Origin of the sequence: Klebsiella sp. C349492 (genome assembly GCF_042055345.1) — a bacterium.
Taxonomy (GTDB): domain Bacteria; phylum Pseudomonadota; class Gammaproteobacteria; order Enterobacterales; family Enterobacteriaceae; genus Klebsiella; species Klebsiella scottii.
Genome location: NZ_JANQCE010000006.1, coordinates 255,915 through 273,590, shown reverse-complemented (window position 1 = coordinate 273,590; position 17,676 = coordinate 255,915). Strand labels below are relative to the sequence as shown.

20 protein-coding genes and 3 tRNA genes are annotated in these 17,676 nt (G+C 59.9%); 15 read left to right on the top strand and 8 right to left on the bottom strand.

The window, feature by feature from the left end; all coding sequences use genetic code 11:
* The first annotated feature begins 6 nt into the window (after nt 1-6).
* The 10 genes from NWP14_RS21290 to cobT are packed head-to-tail and all read left to right on the top strand — an operon-like array spanning nt 7 to nt 7,896.
* Entirely contained in the window at nt 7-801 is a 795-nt protein-coding gene (locus tag NWP14_RS21290; protein WP_095098763.1) for a sirohydrochlorin cobaltochelatase, read from the top strand.
* Nucleotides 798-1,511: a cobalt-factor II C(20)-methyltransferase gene (locus NWP14_RS21285; protein WP_375215936.1), complete on the top strand. Its 714-nt coding sequence runs from the start codon at nt 798-800 to the stop codon at nt 1,509-1,511. Before NWP14_RS21290 ends, NWP14_RS21285 begins: the two co-directional genes overlap by 4 nt.
* Nucleotides 1,508-2,245 carry a cobalt ECF transporter S component CbiM gene (gene cbiM, locus NWP14_RS21280; RefSeq protein ID WP_095098759.1) on the top strand — a complete coding sequence of 246 codons (738 nt, stop codon included), beginning with the start codon at nt 1,508-1,510 and terminating at the stop codon, nt 2,243-2,245. The genes NWP14_RS21285 and cbiM overlap by 4 nt, the downstream gene beginning before the upstream one ends.
* A 1-nt stretch (nt 2,246) precedes the next feature.
* Nucleotides 2,247-2,528, top strand: coding sequence for an energy-coupling factor ABC transporter substrate-binding protein (locus NWP14_RS21275; protein WP_095098756.1), 282 nt, complete (start codon nt 2,247-2,249; stop codon nt 2,526-2,528).
* Nucleotides 2,515-3,192: an energy-coupling factor ABC transporter transmembrane protein gene (locus NWP14_RS21270; RefSeq protein WP_375215979.1), complete on the top strand. Its 678-nt coding sequence runs from the start codon at nt 2,515-2,517 to the stop codon at nt 3,190-3,192. Before NWP14_RS21275 ends, NWP14_RS21270 begins: the two co-directional genes overlap by 14 nt.
* Nucleotides 3,193-3,200: 8 nt before the next feature.
* Nucleotides 3,201-4,016 (top strand): energy-coupling factor ABC transporter ATP-binding protein, encoded by an 816-nt coding sequence (locus NWP14_RS21265; protein WP_095098750.1) that lies wholly within the window; start codon nt 3,201-3,203, stop codon nt 4,014-4,016.
* Nucleotides 4,013-5,536 carry a cobyric acid synthase gene (locus NWP14_RS21260; protein WP_095098747.1) on the top strand — a complete coding sequence of 508 codons (1,524 nt, stop codon included), beginning with the start codon at nt 4,013-4,015 and terminating at the stop codon, nt 5,534-5,536. The genes NWP14_RS21265 and NWP14_RS21260 overlap by 4 nt, the downstream gene beginning before the upstream one ends.
* Nucleotides 5,530-6,075, top strand: coding sequence for a bifunctional adenosylcobinamide kinase/adenosylcobinamide-phosphate guanylyltransferase (cobU, locus tag NWP14_RS21255; RefSeq protein WP_159865498.1), 546 nt, complete (start codon nt 5,530-5,532; stop codon nt 6,073-6,075). Before NWP14_RS21260 ends, cobU begins: the two co-directional genes overlap by 7 nt.
* Nucleotides 6,072-6,815: an adenosylcobinamide-GDP ribazoletransferase gene (gene cobS / locus NWP14_RS21250; protein ID WP_095098740.1), complete on the top strand. Its 744-nt coding sequence runs from the start codon at nt 6,072-6,074 to the stop codon at nt 6,813-6,815. Before cobU ends, cobS begins: the two co-directional genes overlap by 4 nt.
* Nucleotides 6,816-6,840: 25 nt before the next feature.
* A complete protein-coding gene (cobT, locus tag NWP14_RS21245) occupies nt 6,841-7,896 on the top strand; it encodes a nicotinate-nucleotide--dimethylbenzimidazole phosphoribosyltransferase (protein ID WP_095098737.1) in 1,056 nt (351 codons plus the stop codon).
* A gap of 57 nt (nt 7,897-7,953) precedes the next feature.
* On the opposite strand, the gene NWP14_RS21240 is transcribed toward cobT, so the two are convergent.
* The 3 genes from NWP14_RS21240 to NWP14_RS21230 form a co-directional block, all read right to left on the bottom strand.
* A tRNA-Met gene (locus tag NWP14_RS21240) sits at nt 7,954-8,030 on the bottom strand.
* Nucleotides 8,031-8,075: 45 nt separating this feature from the next.
* Nucleotides 8,076-8,152 (bottom strand) — tRNA-Met (locus tag NWP14_RS21235).
* A gap of 48 nt (nt 8,153-8,200) precedes the next feature.
* Nucleotides 8,201-8,277, bottom strand: a tRNA-Met gene (locus NWP14_RS21230).
* A gap of 214 nt (nt 8,278-8,491) precedes the next feature.
* On the opposite strand from NWP14_RS21230, the gene mltA reads away from it, so the two are divergent.
* Nucleotides 8,492-9,589: a murein transglycosylase A gene (gene mltA, locus NWP14_RS21225; RefSeq protein ID WP_095098734.1), complete on the top strand. Its 1,098-nt coding sequence runs from the start codon at nt 8,492-8,494 to the stop codon at nt 9,587-9,589.
* A gap of 68 nt (nt 9,590-9,657) precedes the next feature.
* On the top strand, nt 9,658-10,464 hold the full coding sequence (gene tcdA / locus NWP14_RS21220) for a tRNA cyclic N6-threonylcarbamoyladenosine(37) synthase TcdA (RefSeq protein WP_375215935.1): 807 nt from the start codon (nt 9,658-9,660) through the stop codon (nt 10,462-10,464).
* A gap of 19 nt (nt 10,465-10,483) precedes the next feature.
* Here the strand turns inward: tcdA and csdE are convergent, their stop codons facing one another.
* Complete coding sequence (csdE, locus tag NWP14_RS21215; protein ID WP_375215934.1) at nt 10,484-10,924, bottom strand: cysteine desulfurase sulfur acceptor subunit CsdE; 441 nt, start codon at nt 10,922-10,924, stop codon at nt 10,484-10,486.
* Nucleotides 10,924-12,129, bottom strand: coding sequence for a cysteine desulfurase CsdA (gene csdA, locus NWP14_RS21210; protein WP_375215933.1), 1,206 nt, complete (start codon nt 12,127-12,129; stop codon nt 10,924-10,926). The genes csdE and csdA overlap by 1 nt, the downstream gene beginning before the upstream one ends.
* A 434-nt stretch (nt 12,130-12,563) precedes the next feature.
* Between csdA and gcvA the strand changes: the two genes are divergently transcribed.
* The 3 genes from gcvA to rlmM are packed head-to-tail and all read left to right on the top strand — an operon-like array spanning nt 12,564 to nt 14,989.
* Nucleotides 12,564-13,481, top strand: coding sequence for a glycine cleavage system transcriptional regulator GcvA (gene gcvA / locus NWP14_RS21205; protein ID WP_041147012.1), 918 nt, complete (start codon nt 12,564-12,566; stop codon nt 13,479-13,481).
* A gap of 19 nt (nt 13,482-13,500) precedes the next feature.
* Entirely contained in the window at nt 13,501-13,896 is a 396-nt protein-coding gene (locus tag NWP14_RS21200; RefSeq protein WP_041147011.1) for a DUF423 domain-containing protein, read from the top strand.
* The gene (gene rlmM / locus NWP14_RS21195) at nt 13,889-14,989 is read left to right on the top strand and encodes a 23S rRNA (cytidine(2498)-2'-O)-methyltransferase RlmM (RefSeq protein WP_095098722.1); all 1,101 of its coding nucleotides are present in this window, start codon (nt 13,889-13,891) and stop codon (nt 14,987-14,989) included. Before NWP14_RS21200 ends, rlmM begins: the two co-directional genes overlap by 8 nt.
* A gap of 63 nt (nt 14,990-15,052) precedes the next feature.
* Here the strand turns inward: rlmM and fucR are convergent, their stop codons facing one another.
* Genes fucR through fucK form a run of 3 tightly spaced genes read right to left on the bottom strand, consistent with a single transcriptional unit; the run spans nt 15,053 to nt 17,670 of the window.
* Nucleotides 15,053-15,769: an L-fucose operon activator gene (gene fucR / locus NWP14_RS21190; protein ID WP_375215932.1), complete on the bottom strand. Its 717-nt coding sequence runs from the start codon at nt 15,767-15,769 to the stop codon at nt 15,053-15,055.
* Nucleotides 15,770-15,827: 58 nt separating this feature from the next.
* Nucleotides 15,828-16,250, bottom strand: coding sequence for an L-fucose mutarotase (fucU, locus tag NWP14_RS21185; protein WP_095098716.1), 423 nt, complete (start codon nt 16,248-16,250; stop codon nt 15,828-15,830).
* Between the two features lies 1 nt (nt 16,251).
* Entirely contained in the window at nt 16,252-17,670 is a 1,419-nt protein-coding gene (fucK, locus tag NWP14_RS21180; protein WP_375215931.1) for an L-fuculokinase, read from the bottom strand.
* Between the last annotated feature and the right edge of the window lie 6 nt (nt 17,671-17,676).

The following is a 17,676-nucleotide window of genomic DNA, read 5'->3' as shown; positions in this document are numbered from 1 at the left end:
TCAGAAATGAAAAAAGCGCTTCTGGTGGTCAGTTTTGGCACCAGCTATCACGATACCTGCGAAAAAAATATTGTCGCCTGCGAGCGGGATCTGGCGGCCAGCTGCCCCGACCGCACTCCGTTTCGTGCTTTCACCTCAGGGATGATTATCCGCAAGCTCAGGCAGCGCGACGCGATCGAGATTGATACGCCGCTGCAGGCGCTACAGAGGCTGGCCGAGCAGGGCTATCAGGATGTGGCGGTTCAGTCGCTGCACATTATCAACGGCGATGAATACGAAAAAGTTGTTCGCGAGGTACAGAGCATGCGCCCGCTGTTTGCCCGCCTGACGCTGGGGACGCCGCTGTTGAGTAGCCACCGCGATTATGCGCAGCTGATGCCGGCGCTGCTCCAGCAGATGCCGAAGCTGGCGGCGAGTGAAAAGGTGGTGTTTATGGGCCACGGCGCCAGCCATCACGCCTTCGCCGCCTACGCCTGTCTCGACCATATGATGACGGCGCAGCGCTTTCCGGCCCGGGTTGGCGCGGTGGAGAGCTATCCGGAAGTCGATGTCCTTATTGAAAGCCTGCGCCAGGAGGGGGTCACCGCCGTGCATCTGATGCCCCTGATGCTGGTGGCTGGCGATCATGCCATCAACGACATGGCTTCTGACGAAGAGGACTCGTGGAAAACGCGGTTCAATGCCGCCGGTATTCCGGCCACGCCGTGGCTTAGCGGGTTGGGAGAAAACCCGGCGGTGCGCGCGATGTTCGTCGCCCACCTGCAGCAGGCGCTGAATCTGGCGATGGAGGAGGCGGCATGAGCGGCAAACTGTACGCCTTGAGCACCGGGCCGGGAGCTGCCGATCTGATCACCGTTCGCGCGTCGCGCATTCTCGGCAAGCTGGATATCCTCTACGCCCCGGCCGGGCGCAAAGGCGGCGACAGCCTTGCGCTGTCGATCGTCCGGGAATACCTCGGCGAACAAACCGAAGTGCGCTGCTGCCATTTCCCCATGAGCGCCGACAGCGCTGAGAAAGAGTCCGTCTGGAACGACGTAGCCGCCGCCCTGGTTCAGGAAGTCGAGGCGGGTAAGCAGGTCGGATTTATTACCCTTGGCGACGCCATGCTGTTTAGCACCTGGGTCTTCCTGCTCCAGCGAATCGGCAGTCGGGAATGGCTGGAAATTGTTCCCGGCGTAACCTCATTTGCCGCCATCGCCGCCCGTTCGCAAACGCCGCTGGCTATGGAGCAGCAGTCGCTGGCCGTTGTCTCCTGCACCGCGCCGGAAGCGGAGATTGAGCGGGCGCTACGGCAGCACGATAGCCTGGTATTGATGAAGGTATACGGCCGCTTTGCGCAAATCAAAGCGCTGCTGATCGGGACCGGCCTGCTGGATTCGGCGCTGATGATGTCCGAGGCCACGCTGCCGGGCGAACGGTGCTGGCACCGCCTGAGCGACGTGAGCGACGACCAGCCGCTGCCTTATTTCTCGACCATTTTGGTCAACAAACAGTGGGAGTATGTGGAATGAAACTTGAACAACAGCTAAAACAGCTGTCTTTCAGCGGACTGGCTGCGGCGCTATTGCTGATGATTGTCCCTGAGAAGGCGTTTGCGATGCACATTATGGAGGGTTTCCTGCCGCCGATGTGGGCGCTGGCGTGGTGGCTGCTGTTTTTACCCTGCCTGTGGTACGGGCTGGTGCGCCTGCGCCGTATCGTCCAGCAGGACCATAATCAGAAGGTGCTGCTGGCCCTGTGCGGCGCGTTTATTTTCGTTCTGTCAGCGCTAAAAATTCCGTCGGTGACCGGCAGCTGCTCGCATCCGACCGGCGTTGGCCTGGCGGTGATTCTCTTTGGGCCGGGCGTGGTGGCGATCCTTGGGGCTATCGTCCTGCTGTTCCAGGCGCTGCTGCTGGCGCACGGCGGGCTGACGACGCTGGGCGCTAACGGTATGTCGATGGCGGTTATTGGGCCGGTCGTCGGCTATCTGGTGTGGAAGCTGGCCTGCCGCGCCGGGTTCCGTCGCGACGTCTGCGTCTTTCTTTGCGCCATGCTGGCGGATCTGGTGACCTATTTTGTCACCTCGGTCCAGCTGGGGGTGGCGTTCCCGGACCCCGCCACGGGCGCGACCGGCTCGATCGTCAAGTTCATGGGGATCTTCTGCCTGACGCAGATCCCGATCGCCATCGCCGAAGGGCTGTTAACCGTGATGATCTACGACCAGTTGACCAAACGTCAGCTGATTACCGCACAAGGACATTAAAATGAAAAAGATGCTGATACTGTTGGCGATGGTGGTTGCGCTGGTGATCCTGCCGTTCTTTATCGATCATGGCGGCGAGTTCGGCGGCTCGGACGGCGAGGCCGAGAGCCAGATTCAGGTTGTCGCTCCGCACTATGAGCCCTGGTTCCAGCCGCTGTATGAGCCGGCAAGCGGTGAAATTGAAAGCCTGCTGTTTACGCTGCAGGGGTCGCTGGGCGCGGCGGTCATTTTCTACATTTTAGGCTATAGCAAAGGCAGACAGCGCCGTGATGACCGGGTTTGACAGGTTAAGCTATCAAAGCCGCTGGTTCCACGTTGCGCCTGAACGTAAGTTCTTGTTTTGGCTTCTTATGATGGTGCTGGCCTTTACCCTGCCTCCGCTGGGACAGGGTATTGAACTGCTGCTTATCGCCGGGCTGACCTGCCGGCTGCTGCGGGTCTCCTTCTGGCGCTGGTGCCGCTGGATTGCCCTGCCGTTTGGCTTTTTAGCCGTAGGGGTCGTGACGATTTTGTTCAGCGTAAGCCGCGATCCGCAGACCCTGCTGGTGAGCCTGCCGCTGGGAGACTACTGGCTGGGGATCGCCGCCTCCGGGCTGAACACCGCCAATGAAACCTTCTGGCGCAGCCTCGCCGCGCTGGCGTCAACGCTGTGGCTGGTGCTGAACCTACCGTTTCCCCAGCTGATTGTGCTGCTTAAGCGGGCGCGGGTACCGCGGCTGCTGACCGAGCAAATCCTGCTGACCTGGCGCTTTATTTTTATTTTGTTTGATGAGGCGCTGGCCATTCATCGCGCGCAGACGCTGCGCTTTGGCTACCGTAGCCTGCCGCAGGGCTATCGCTCGCTGGCAATGCTGGTCGGGTTGCTGTTTACCCGCGTGCTCATTCGCTATCAGCAAATGAGCGCCACGCTGGATATAAAATTGTATCAGGGTGATTTTCACCTCTAAGGAAAAGCATGCTTGCCACGACAGATCTCTGGTTCCGTTATCAGGATGAACAGGTACTCAAGGGGCTGACGCTGGATTTTTCCCAACATTCCGTGACCGGCCTGGTGGGCGCGAACGGCTGCGGAAAATCGACGTTGTTTATGAACCTGAGCGGCCTGCTGCGGCCGCAAAAAGGGGCGGTGTTGTGGCAAGGAAAGCCGCTGGAGTATAGCAAGCGGGCGTTGCTGGCGCTGCGCCAGCAGGTCGCCACCGTTTTTCAGGATCCGGAACAGCAAATTTTCTATACCGATATCGATAGCGACATCGCCTTTAGCCTGCGTAATTTAGGCGTGGCGGAAGCCGAGATTGCCCGGCGCGTGGACGATGCGCTCACGCTGGTCGATGCCCGGCATTTTCGCCATCAGCCGATTCAGTGCCTGAGCCACGGGCAGAAAAAGAGGGTGGCGATTGCCGGAGCCCTGGTGCTGCAGGCGCGCTATCTTCTGCTGGATGAGCCTACGGCGGGCCTCGATCCCGCCGGGCGGACGCAGATGATCGCCATCATTAAGCGGATCGTCGCCCAGGGAAACCATGTGGTGATCTCCAGCCACGATATCGATCTGATTTATGAAGTGAGCGATGTCGTGTATGTTCTGCGCCGCGGGGAAGTGCTGGCGTACGATGAGCCGGGGGCCGTTTTTTCCCGTACGGAGCTGATTGCCGAGGCCGGGTTAACCCAGCCGTGGCTGGTGAAGCTGCATGCCCGGCTAGGGCTGCCGCTGTGTAAAACAGAAGATGAGTTTTTCATACGAATGCGACAGAACGCGATAAAGGAGGCCTTATGACGCAGGCAATCATGTTGCAAGGTACGGCATCCGACGTGGGTAAAAGCGTGCTGGTGGCGGGGCTGTGCAGAATTTTTTATCAGGATGGCCTGCGTACCGCGCCGTTTAAATCGCAGAATATGGCGCTGAACTCCGGCATCACGCCGGACGGCAAAGAGATGGGGCGGGCGCAGATATTTCAGGCCGAAGCGGCGGGTATTGTCCCGGATGTGCGCATGAACCCAATACTCCTGAAGCCCACCAGCGACCGTAAAGCGCAGGTGGTGCTGATGGGGCAGGTCGCGACGGATATGGACGCGGTGAGCTACCACGAATATAAGCCGCGCCTGCGCGAGCAGATCCTGGCGGTCTATCGCAGCCTGGCGCAGGAGTATGACGTGCTGGTGCTGGAGGGCGCCGGCAGCCCGGCGGAGATCAACCTGCGCGATCGCGATATCGTCAATATGGGCATGGCGGAGATGGCGCAGTGTCCGGTGATCCTCGTCGCCGACATCGACAGAGGCGGCGTGTTCGCCGCAATCTACGGAACGCTGGCGCTGCTTGAGGAGCAGGAGCGCGCCAGGGTGAAAGGGGTGATCATCAATAAATTCCGCGGCGATGCGGCGCTGCTGTACTCGGGAATCGAACAGATTGAAGCTTTGACCGGCGTTCCCGTGCTGGGGGTGATGCCGTGGCTGGAGGTCGATCTGGAAGATGAAGATAGCGTGGCGTTGCAGAAAGGGAAATATCTGAGCACCGCGAAGCGGGAGATCGACATTGCGGTCGTTCAGCTGCCGCATACTTCCAACTTTACCGATTTCAACGCGCTGGCGGCGCAGCCGGACGTCCGCGTGCGCTACGTTCGTTATCCCCAGGATTTGACGGCGAGCGATCTGGTGATTCTGCCTGGCAGCAAAAATACGCTGGGCGATCTGCAGTGGCTGCGCGAAAGCGGGATGGAGCAGGGCGTGCTGCAGGCGCATCAGCAGGGGATACCGGTGCTGGGGATCTGCGGCGGCTACCAGATGCTTGGCGAGACCATCATCGATGAAGTGGAGTCCGGCCTGGGAAGGTTGCCCGGCCTGGGTCTGCTCAATACCGTGACGCAGTTTGCCCGCCATAAAACCACGACGCTGGTTGAGGCGACGATGGCGGCCGCGCTCCCTGGCTGGCTGGCGGGCGCTTCCGCTCTACGCGTGCGCGGCTATGAAATTCATATGGGTGAAACGACCCGGCAAGGCGATTGCCAGCCTCTGGTGCAGCTGGAAAAAGAGGGGCGGCCGGTGGCGGACGGGGCGACGACGGACGACGGGCTGGCGTTTGGTACCTACCTGCACGGCCTGTTCGACAGCGATGATTTCACCCGCGCGCTGGTCAACGGCCTGCGTCAACGTAAAGGCCTGGAGGCGCTGGATACCACGCTCCACTACGCGCGGTATAAATCACAGCAGTTCGATATTCTGGCCGACGCAATGCGCCAACATATTGATATTGAAAAAATTTACCACATTATGCAGCAGCATCAGGAGCCATCATGCTGATTCTGGTCACCGGCGGCGCGCGCAGCGGCAAAAGCCGTCACGCCGAAGCGCTGATCGCCGGCTCACCGCAGGTTTTATATATCGCCACCTCGCAGATTTTTGATGAGGAGATGGCCGCGAGGATCCAGCACCATCGCGACGGCAGGCCGGCGCACTGGCGCACAGCCGAGCGCTGGCAGCAGCTTGATGAGCTGATTACGCCGCACAACGATCCTGCGGAAGCTATTTTGCTGGAGTGTATCACCACGATGGTGACCAACCTGCTGTTTGCGATCGGCGGCGATGCCGACCCCGACGGCTGGGACTACGCGGCGATGGAGCGGACGATCGACGACGAGATCCGCGCGCTGATTGCGGCCTGTCAACGCTGCCCGGCGACGGTAGTGCTGGTCACCAATGAAGTCGGGATGGGGATCGTGCCGGAAAATCGTCTCGCGCGCCATTTTCGTGATATTGCCGGACGAGTTAACCAGCGTCTTGCGGCCGCGGCGGATGAGGTCTGGCTGGTGGTATCAGGTATTGGAGTCAAAATTAAATGATCAAATTATTCTGCGCAACGCTCTCTTTTATTAGCCGCCTGCCGGTGCCCGCGCGCTGGTCGCAGGGGCTGGATATTGAGCAGTACGTCCGCGGGATTGTCACTTTTCCGCTGGTCGGCGCGCTGCTGGGGCTGCTGAGCGGCGCGGTATTTATTGCGCTTCAGGCCTGGTGCGGGATCCCGCTGGCGGCGCTGTTTGCCGTGCTGGCGCTGGCGCTGCTGACCGGCGGCTTCCACCTCGACGGGCTGGCCGATACCTGCGATGGGGTGTTTTCCGCCCGACGCCGCGAACGCATGCTGGAAATTATGCGCGACAGCCGGCTAGGGACTCACGGCGGGCTGGCGCTGATTTTTGTGCTGCTGGCGAAGGTGCTGGTGGTCAGCGAACTGGCATTGCGCGGAACGCCGATGCTGGCGGCATTGGCGGCAGCCTGCGCGGTAGGGCGGGGGACCAGCGTGCTGCTGATGTACCGCCATCGCTATGCCCGGGAAGAGGGGCTGGGCAACCTGTTCATCGGTAAGGTGAGCGGGCGACAAACCTGCGTAACCCTGGGTTTAGCGGTCATTCTGGCCGCCGTGCTGTTGCCGGGCATGCGCGGAGTGGCGGCGCTGGCGGCTACCGCGGCGGCGATTTTCATTCTCGGTCAGCTCTTAAAGCGAACCCTCGGTGGGCAAACCGGCGATACGCTGGGAGCGGCGATTGAACTTGGCGAACTGATCTTCCTGCTGGCTCTGCTGTGAGCCGGCCACTACCACGAGAACTCTTATGCAGAATTTATCTTCAATACTGCGCGCCATTCCCCCTGTGGATGAGGCGGCGATGGCGGGTGCCCGGCGGCATATTGATGGCCTGCTGAAGCCGCCCGGCAGTCTTGGCCGCCTGGAAGCGCTGGCGGTACAGCTGGCGGGGATGCCGGGGCTTAACGGCGTACCGCACGTCGACAAGAAAGCGATACTGGTCATGTGCGCCGATCACGGCGTCTGGGACGAAGGCGTCGCCATCTCGCCGAAGGCGGTCACCGCCATTCAGGCGGAAAATATGACGCGCGGGACTACCGGCGTCTGCGTGCTGGCGGCGCAGGCGGGCGCGAAAGTTCACGTGATTGACGTGGGCATTGACGCCGAACCGGTTCCCGGCGTGGTGAATATGCGGGTTGCGCGCGGCTGCGGTAATATCGCCAGCGGCCCGGCGATGAGCCGTACCCAGGCCGCAGAGCTGCTGCTGGAGGTGATTCGCTATACCCGCAAGCTGGCGGAAAGCGGCGTGACGCTGTTTGGCGTCGGAGAGCTGGGAATGGCTAACACGACCCCCGCGGCGGCGATCGTTAGCGTGCTGAGCGGCAGCGATGCCGAAGAGGTGGTGGGGATTGGGGCCAACCTGCCGCTGGCAAAGGTGGGCAATAAGGTGGCGGTTGTGCGGCGGGCGATTGCCGTCAACCGGCCTGATCCGCACGACGGAATCGACGTGCTGGCAAAAATTGGCGGTTTCGATCTGGTGGGAATGGCCGGCGTGATGCTCGGGGCGGCGTCCTGCGGATTGCCGGTGCTGCTGGACGGCTTTCTCTCATACTCCGCGGCGCTGGCGGCGTGCCGGTTAGCGCCGGAAATTAAGCCGTACCTGATCCCGTCGCACTATTCGGCGGAGAAGGGCGCGCGGATTGCGCTGGCGCATCTGGAGATGGAGCCGTATCTGAATATGGGGATGCGTTTAGGTGAAGGCAGCGGCGCGGCGCTGGCGATGCCGATTGTTGAGGCCGCCTGCGCCATGTATCGCGACATGGGCCAGCTGGCTGCCAGCAATATCGTCCTGCCGCAGCATTAGGCGCGTGCGCAAGGAAGCGCAGAAACAAAAAAACACCCGGAAGGGTGTTTATTGTGTTGGTTGCGGGGGCCGGATTTGAACCGACGACCTTCGGGTTATGAGCCCGACGAGCTACCAGGCTGCTCCACCCCGCGTCCGTCTTTACTCTTCATCGAGTAAACTTTGCATCAGATTTTAATTGGTTGCGGGGGCCGGATTTGAACCGACGACCTTCGGGTTATGAGCCCGACGAGCTACCAGGCTGCTCCACCCCGCGTCCGTCTTTACTCTTCCATCGAGTAAAGCTTACTTCTCTGATTTTAATTGGTTGCGGGGGCCGGATTTGAACCGACGACCTTCGGGTTATGAGCCCGACGAGCTACCAGGCTGCTCCACCCCGCGTCCGTGGATGCGCACTATACTCTGCTAACGTTTTGATGCAACCCTTTTTCAGCTAAATCGATAATTTTGTAATGAATGATGTAGAAAGAACCGTTTTTAGCTCGTTTTTTAGCCGATTTTGTATTTGTGCTGCTTTATCGCATTTCAATAGCCCTGGCGGTTTGTTATCTTCCCTCATCACCAACCGGTACTAAGCAGCAAAAGAAGAGATACCATGAAAGGATGTTGGGCAAAGTATGTTGCAACCGGAGCAATGCTGGCGATGCTCGCCGGCTGTTCCTCGAAACCGACCGATCGCGGTCAGCAGTATAATGAAGGAAAGCTTACCCAGCCGTTTTCACTGGTTAACCAGCCTGATGCGGTCGGCACGCCGATTAACGCTGGCGACTTCTCCGAACAGGTCAGGCAGATCCGCAGCGCCTCTCCGCGCCTCTATAATAGCCAGAGCAACGTCTATAACTCCCTGCAGCAGTGGCTAAGCGCCGGTGGCGATACCCGCACGCTGAGCCAGTACGGGATTGACGCCTGGCAGATGCAGGGCGCCGATAGCTACGGCAACGTTCAGTTTACCGGCTACTACACCCCGGTGGTGCAGGCGCGCCACACCCGTCAGGGTGAGTTCCAGTACCCCATTTATCGCATGCCGCCGAAGCGCGGCAAGCTTCCGTCTCGCGCCAGCATCTACGCCGGTGGGCTGAGCGACAGCTATATTCTGGCCTACAGCAATTCGCTGATGGACAACTTCATTATGGATGTCCAGGGCAGCGGCTATATCGATTTTGGCGACGGCTCGCCGCTGAACTTCTTTAGCTATGCCGGGAAGAACGGCTGGTCGTATCGCAGCATCGGCAAGGTGCTTATCGATCGCGGCGAAGTGAAGAAAGAAGATATGTCGATGCAGGCGATCCGCGAATGGGGGGAAACCCATAGCGAAGCTGAAGTTCGTGCGCTGCTCGAAGAGAACCCTTCTTTTGTCTTCTTTAAACCGCAATCCTTCGCCCCGGTGAAAGGCGCCAGCGCGGTGCCGTTGATTGGCCGCGCGTCGGTCGCCTCTGACCGCAGCATTATCCCGCCGGGTACCACCCTGCTGGCGGAAGTACCGCTGCTGGATAATAAAGGCAAGTTTAACGGTCAGTATGAGCTGCGTCTGATGGTTGCCCTGGACGTCGGCGGTGCGATTAAAGGCCAGCACTTCGATATCTATCAAGGTATCGGCGCGGATGCCGGGCATCGTGCGGGCTGGTATAACCACTATGGTCGCGTCTGGGTGCTGAAAAACGCGCCGGGTGCTGGCAACGTCTTTAGCGGCTAACGCTCTTGTTTCCGCTTCCCCGGCGGCATGGGCGTGTCGGGGAAGCGGCCATTTTATTCTGAGGTTATATGTCTGTTGTAATTAGCGACGCCTGGCGCCAGCGTTTCGGCGGTACGGCGCGTTTATATGGTGAAAAAGCGCTGCAGTGCTTTGCCGACGCGCATGTCTGCGTCGTGGGCATCGGCGGCGTCGGCTCCTGGGCTGCGGAGGCGCTGGCAAGAACCGGGATCGGCGCCATTACCCTTATCGATATGGACGACGTCTGCGTCACCAACACCAACCGGCAGATTCATGCGCTGGGCGGCAACGTCGGGCTGGCGAAAGCCGAGGTAATGGCGGAGCGTATCCGGCTGATCAACCCTGAATGTCAGGTTACGGTAATTGATGACTTTGTGACGCCGGAAAATGTGGCCGAATATATGGGCGCGGGCTTCAGCTACGTGATTGATGCTATAGATAGCGTGCGGCCGAAGGCGGCGTTAATTGCGTACTGCCGCCGCTATAAGGTGCCGCTGGTGACCACCGGCGGCGCGGGCGGGCAAATTGACCCAATGCAGATTCAGGTGGCTGACCTGGCGAAAACCATCCAGGACCCGCTGGCGGCGAAGCTGCGCGAGCGCCTGAAGGGCCAGTTCGGGGTGGTGAAAAATAGTAAGGGTAAGCTCGGCATCGACTGCGTGTTCTCGACCGAGGCGCTGGTTTATCCGCAGGCTGACGGCAGCGTATGCGCCATGAAAAGCAGCGCGGAAGGACCTAAGCGGATGGACTGCGCGTCGGGCTTTGGGGCGGCAACGATGGTTACCGCCACCTTTGGCTTTGTCGCCGTATCCCATGCGCTGAAGAAGATGCTGGCGAAAGCCGGGCGTCAGGGCTAAGCGCCGTTCTTATTCCAGGTTAAGCCTCGCGGGCCGCGGCGAGCACCGCTGCGCCCAGCGCGGCGAGTCCCTGGCCGCGAGAGGCGCTCAGCTGCGCACGCAGCCCCAGCTCATCGAACAGCGCCAGCGGATCGTGGTCCAGCAGCTCGGCGGCGCTTTTCCCCTCAACGGCGGTCAGCAGCACGGCCAGCAGGCCGCGAACGATCCGCCCCTCGCTGTCGCCGAAGAAATGCAGCCGACCGTCGCGCAGGGTATGCCCCAGCCAGACGCGGTTTTCACAGCCGGCAATCTCCGTCGTGCGGGCTTTCGCCTCGTCCGCCAGCGGCGGCAGCTTTTTGCCTAACAGGATCAGCTGGCGGTACTTATCTTCCCACTGGCTCAGCGGGACGAAGGTTTGCCGCAGCGTCGCTTCAGTGATGGCGGTGCCAAACGGATGGTTCTGCGGATCGGGAATCGTCATTAGTCCACCAAAATTTCCAGAGCGCGGTCAACGGCATGCACCAGCGCGTAAACATCATCCTGGGTATTATAAGGCGCAAACGAGGCGCGCAGGGTTCCGCTGACGCCAAGCGCCGCCAGCAGCGGCTGGGCGCAGTGCTGCCCGGCGCGAAGCGCGATGCCGGACTCCGCCAGCAGCGTCACCATATCGCTGTGGTGAACGCCGGCGAAATCAAATGCCAGCAGGCTTGAGCTCTGACAGCGGAAGGAGCGAAAGCCCGGACGCTTGGTCAGCTCGTCTTCAGCCAGCGTCGCCAGGCTGCGGCTCCAGCTTTCGGCCTGGGAGATATCCGTCTCCTGCAGCCACTCCAGCGTCGCGCTCAGGCCAATGACCCCGGCGACGTTTGGCGTGCCGGCTTCCAGTCGATAGGGCACGGGCTGGGTTTTAAAACCCTCGAACGTGACTTCGGTAATCATTTTACCGCCGCCGAGCCACGGCGACATGGCGTTCAGCAGCTCGCTTTTACCGTACAGCGCGCCAATCCCCGTCGGGCCGTACAGCTTATGGCCTGAGAAGGCGTAAAAGTCGATATCCAGCGCCTGAACGTCGGCCGGGAAATGCACCGCGCCCTGCGCGCCATCGACCATCACCACCATTCCGGCTTCATGCGCGAGGCGGATCGCCAGCGCCAGGTCCGGGCAGCCGCCGGTTACGTTCGACATCTGGCCAATGGCCAGCACCCGGCTACGCGGCGTAATAAGGGAGGGCAGGCTCGCGACGTCAGGCAGGCGATCGGCGCCGATGGGCAGCTTCACCACCCGGGCGCCGGTCTGCTCCGCCACCATCAGCCAGGGAACCAGATTGGCGTGATGCTCCGCTTCGCTGACGATGATTTCGTCGCCGGGCCGCAGGCGCGGGCGAACGTAGCTTTGCGCCACCATGTTAATGGCCTCGGTGGTGCCGCGGGTCCAGACGATATCTTTGCCCGACGGCGCGTTAAGCAGCGCCGCGACGCGCTCGCGGGCGTCTTCATAACGTTCGGTCAGACGCCGGGCGGCGGCAAACTGGCTGCGGTGCACGTTGCCGGCGCTGAGGCGATAGAACCGATCGCTGGCATCGATGGCGGCCAGCGGCTTTAGCGCCGTCGCCGCGCTATCAAGGTAAACGCCGGCATCGGCCAGAGCAGGAAACTGCGCGCGAAACTGAGCGGGATTGAATGCGTTCATGGAACTCCTCGTTGCAATACGACGATCGTCGCGCAATTTATCCGTCAGGGCAAGGCTGACAAGCACGGGATAAGGAAGAGAGGGGAAATTCAGGGCAAAAAAAAGCACCGCGCATTGCGGTGCTACATTAAATCACTATGGACAGACAGGGTAAATGTACAGGAAGTGAAAAGGGGGTAGCTTAGCCACCGTGGTCCGCAAAGACAGACCAATTGCAAACACAACAACACAACATCACAACCGTAAGCCAAAAGCTTGTTGGAACACGCATTCCAAAAAAAGCTCTTCGTTCCGGCTCAGGAAGTGCGGCCACTATAGGTATTTGCTGGTAGAACCTCAACGGACAAATTATAATGTCTCAGATAAAAAAAACTAATAGGTTAACTGTTGTTTCCTGTTTGTTAAATTGCCTTAACATCTAAGCCAGAATAACCATGTCAAAGCGATTACCACCTCTGAATGCATTACGTGTTTTTGATGCAGCCGCACGTCATTTAAGCTTCACTCGCGCAGCCGATGAGCTTTTTGTGACCCAGGCCGCAGTAAGTCACCAAATCAAGTCACTAGAGGACTTTCTTGGGCTGAAGCTGTTTCGGCGGCGCAATCGATCGCTGCTGCTAACGGAAGAAGGTCAGAGCTATTTTCAGGATATTAAAGATATTTTTTCGCAGCTGACGGAAGCGACGCGTAAACTGCAGGCGCGTAGCGCAAAAGGGGCGTTAACGGTCAGCCTGTTGCCCAGTTTTGCGATTCAGTGGCTGGTCCCGCGCCTTTCAAGCTTTAACTCAGCTTATCCGGGAATCGACGTCAGAATCCAGGCCGTGGACCGTCAGGAGGATAAGCTGGCGGATGACGTTGACGTGGCGATTTTCTACGGTCGCGGCAACTGGCCGGGGCTGCGCGTCGAAAAATTGTACGCTGAGTATTTGCTGCCGGTTTGCTCCCCGGTGCTGCTGACCGGCGACAAAGCGTTGAAAACGCCTGCGGATCTGGCGCAACATACGCTATTACACGATGCTTCCCGTCGCGACTGGCAAACTTATACCCGCCAGCTGGGTCTAAGCCATATTAACGTCCAGCAGGGGCCGATTTTCAGCCACAGCGCAATGGTGCTGCAGGCGGCAATTCACGGGCAGGGGGTCGCGCTCGCCAATAACGTGATGTCCCAGTCCGAAATTGAGGCCGGCCGCCTGGTCTGTCCGTTTAATGATGTTCTGGTCAGTAAAAATGCCTTTTATCTGGTTTGTCATGACAGTCAGGCTGAACTGGGTAAAATAGCCGCCTTCCGGCAGTGGATACTGGCGAAAGCGGCGAGTGAACAAGAAAAATTTCGCTTTCGTTACGAACAATAAATGATTGTAGGGTAATAACATGACCAGCCGTTTTATGCTGATATTCGCCGCGATAAGCGGTTTTATCTTTGTTGCTCTGGGCGCCTTCGGCGCGCACGTGTTAAGCCGGTCGCTGGGCGTTGCGGAAATGGGCTGGATCCATACCGGCCTTGAGTACCAGGCCTTCCATACGCTGGCCATTTTTGGCCTGGCGGTGGCGATGCAGCGCCGCATCAGCATCTGGTTTTACTGGAGCAGCGTCTTTATGGCGCTGGGTACCGTTTTATTCAGCGGCAGCCTTTACTGCCTGGCGCTGTCGCATTTACGCCTGTGGGCGTTCGTTACGCCGGTGGGAGGCGTCAGCTTCCTCGCCGGCTGGGTCTTAATGTTAATTGGTGCAATTCGTCTGAAACGTAAGGGCGTTGTTCATGAATAAGGTTGTCCTCTATTGTCGCCCCGGGTTTGAGAAGGAGTGCGCAGCAGAAATTACCGATAAGGCATCCCGCCTTGAGGTGTTTGGTTTTGCCCGCGTTAAAGATAACGCCGGGTACGTGGTTTTTGAATGCTATCAGATGGAAGATGGCGACAAGCTGGCGCGCGAGCTGCCGTTCAGCTCGCTGGTTTTTGCCCGCCAGATGTTTGTGGTGGGCGAGCTGCTTCGCGACCTGCCGCCGGAAGATCGCATCACGCCGATTGTCGGCATGCTGCAGGGCGTGGTGGAGAAGGGCGGCGACCTGCGGGTGGAAGTTGCCGATACCAATGAAAGCAAAGAGCTGATGAAGTTCTGCCGTAAGTTTACGGTTCCGCTGCGCGCTGCCCTGCGTGAAGCGGGCGTGCTGACCAGCTACGAAACGTCGAAGCGTCCGGTGGTGCACGTGTTCTTTATCGCCCCGGGCTGCTGCTATACCGGCTACTCCTACTCCAACAACAACTCTCCGTTCTATATGGGGATCCCGCGGCTTAAATTCCCTGCCGATGCGCCGAGCCGCTCTACGCTTAAGCTGGAGGAGGCGTTCCACGTCTTTATCCCGGCCGATGAGTGGGACGAGCGCCTGGGCAACGGCATGTATGCGGTGGATCTTGGCGCCTGTCCCGGCGGCTGGACCTATCAGCTGGTGAAACGCAACATGTGGGTTTCGTCGGTCGATAACGGCCCGATGGCGCAGAGCCTGATGGATACCGGGCAGGTGACCTGGCTGCGCGAAGACGGCTTCCGCTACCGTCCGACCCGTAACAACATCTCGTGGATGGTGTGCGACATGGTGGAAAAGCCGGCTAAGGTTGCGGCGCTGATGGCGCAGTGGCTGGTCAACGGCTGGTGCCGCGAGACTATCTTCAACCTGAAGCTGCCGATGAAAAAGCGCTATGAAGAGCTGTCGCGCAATCTGGCCTACATCCAGGAGCAGCTGGATGAGCACGGCATTAACGCGCAGATTCAGGCGCGCCAGCTGTATCACGATCGCGAAGAAGTGACCGTTCATATTCGCCGCCTGTGGGCTGCGGTTGGCGGTCGTCGCGACGAACGCTAATTTGGCGTCGTATCCCGGATAGCGGCGCCGTTATCCGGGCTCTCTTCTCCCTTCTCCTGCCGGCTATTTCGTCGCGATGGGCTCATCAGAAATGATGTGCGTCACGTCATCGAGATGGCCAATGCTGGCCTCGCCCGAGCGATTAAACTTACTCTTATCGATCAGCAGTAAAGACTGCGCCGCGCGTTTGAGCAACAGGGATTTGAACTCGGCGTTAACCGTATTTGAATCCCAAAGCGCGCCGTTGCTATCGATGCCTTCGCAGGAAAAAACGAACAGATCGATCTCCAGGGACCTGAGCTGCGGGATAAGCGAAGCGCTCACGTAGCAGCCGTATTTACGCTGCAGGGTGCCGCCGGAGCAGGTGAGCTGGATGTGCTCGCGCTTGCTGAGCTCCTGGCAGATGGGCTGGCTGTTGGTAAACACGTGCAGGTTGACGTCGGGGAGCTGACGGGCCAGATACCAGCAGGTGGAGCTGGCATCGAGGGCGATAACCATCCCTTCTTCTATCCAGGCAAGGGCCTCGCGGGCGATATCGGCTTTGTGGGCATAGTGGCTTTTGAGGCGGATATGAAACGGATCGCCGCTGTCCTGGCTCTGCCGGTGGATGATCTTGACGCGTCCGTGGTTACGCAGCACTTTGCCCTGCGACTGCAGTTCGCTGAGGTCGCGACGAATCGTCTCTTTACTGACCGCGAGCTGCAGCGATAGGGCTTCAGTCGTCAGGCTGCTATGGTTGATCAGCAGGTCTATGATCGCCTGCTGGCGTGCCGCTTTCATTTTCTCTCACCCTGTCAGTCAATAAACGCCCGCATCAGGCGGGCGCTCCGGCATGAGATTACGGCGTTACTCCTTTTTTTAAAAGAATATTCCCGTACTTCGCGCGCTCCCCTGTGATAACGATCGCAAAGGCTTTTTGCGCCCGCTCGTAGAACGCAAAGCGATCGATGCGGGTGATTTCCGGACAGGGCGACTCCCGGGAGAGCGCATCGCGATAGCGTTGCTCAACGCCGGGATCGAGCGCGTCGCCCGCCACCGCCGCCATCATCACCAGCGGCGGCGCGTAGCCGTCGAGTTCAAACAGCGGCGCGATCGCCTGCAGGAGGTCGCTGACCTGCAGGCCGTCGGCGCGAATGACCTGCGGCCCCATACTGTGGGCCGGGAAGTGGGCGTCGGAAAAAATAATTTCATCCCCGTGGCCCATCTCGGCCAGGATCTTAAGCAGCTCGGGGGAGATGAGTGGCGAGATCGTTTTTAGCATGTCATACCTCATCTATCAGTTCAGGTTCGGTTTGTGGATAAAAGTAGCGGTACTGGTAGCGCACCTCGGCTCTGGCCTGCTCCGGGCTGGCAAACTCGCCCGCGCCAAACCAGCCGTACATCGCCGCGCCGGCAACGGTCGTTTCAGCGTCGTCCAGAACCTTAACCGGCATATCGAGCGCGTTGGCTTTTATTTGATTCCACAGCGCGTTGCGGCTGCCGCCGCCCACCAGCAGAAGTTCGCTGGCCTTAAAGCCGCCGATTTTCTCCAGGGTGCGCAGGTGGCTCTGCAGCTGGGCGGTTAAGCCCTCCAGCGCGGCGCGATAAAAGTGCGCGCGGGTGGTATTCAGCGTTACGCCCTGCCAGCCTGCGTCTTGACAGGCCAGCAGATCGCACTGCATCTTCACGCCTTCGGCGCCGGCGGGAATGAGGCGCGCTTCCTCAATCAGCGTTTGCCACGGCGTCTCCGGCGTCCATAGCAGCTGGCGCACCCACTCCAGCACGCCGGACGCCAGCCACTGCATCCCGGGGTTGGTCAGTCCGGGCTGGCTGTCCAGCTCGCAGGTTGAGCCGGGGTACTGACTCAGCAGCGGGGTGTTAACCTCGGCGCTGCGCACCATCAGAATTTCCCAGGTGCCGGACGAGAGTACCGGTTCATTCTGCTGCGCTCCGGCGCCAAACAGCGCAAACTGCGTATCGTGCCCGGCGGAGAATACCGGTACCCCCGCGGGGAGCTGCAGCAGCGCGGCGGCATCGGGCTGGAGGGTGCCGATCTTCTCTCCCGCTTCCACCAGTGTAGGGAACAGCCGGCGCGGGATCCCCGCGGCCTGCAGGATCTCGGGGCTAAACTCCCGCCGGTGAATATCCAGCATCTGGCCGGTACCCGCCATAGTGATATCGGTGGTGAATTCGCCGGTTAAGCGGTGGTTGATAAGCGATGAGATAAACAGCCAGGCATGCGCCTTTTCCAGCAGCTGCGGGTGGTTCTCTTTCAGCCACACCAGCTTATATAAGGTATTGAAGCTGAAGGCCCCGACGCCGGAGATTTCCTGCAGCCGCTGCGCCGGCATTATTCGACCGATGTCGTGCATCACCGCTGCGGTGCGCGGGCATTTCCAGCTGATCGTCGGGTAGAGCAGGGCGCCGCGCTCATCGACCAGCGCGCCGTCCACGCCAAAGGTGGTGACCGTAATACCGCGAATGCGGCAGGCGGCGAGCTCCGCCGCGAGCGTCTGACAGCAGCTGGCGAAGCGCTGCAGGATCGCTTCCAGAGACCACTGGTGCCACGCGCCGTTTTCCGCAGCGGCATCGCTGGCGTTGGGGGTTGATGCGCGGGCAACAATCTTCCCCTGCCGATCGACGGCGATGGCCCGGACGTTGGTTGCCCCGCAGTCGAGGACCAGAATAACGTCTTGTTTCATCATTGC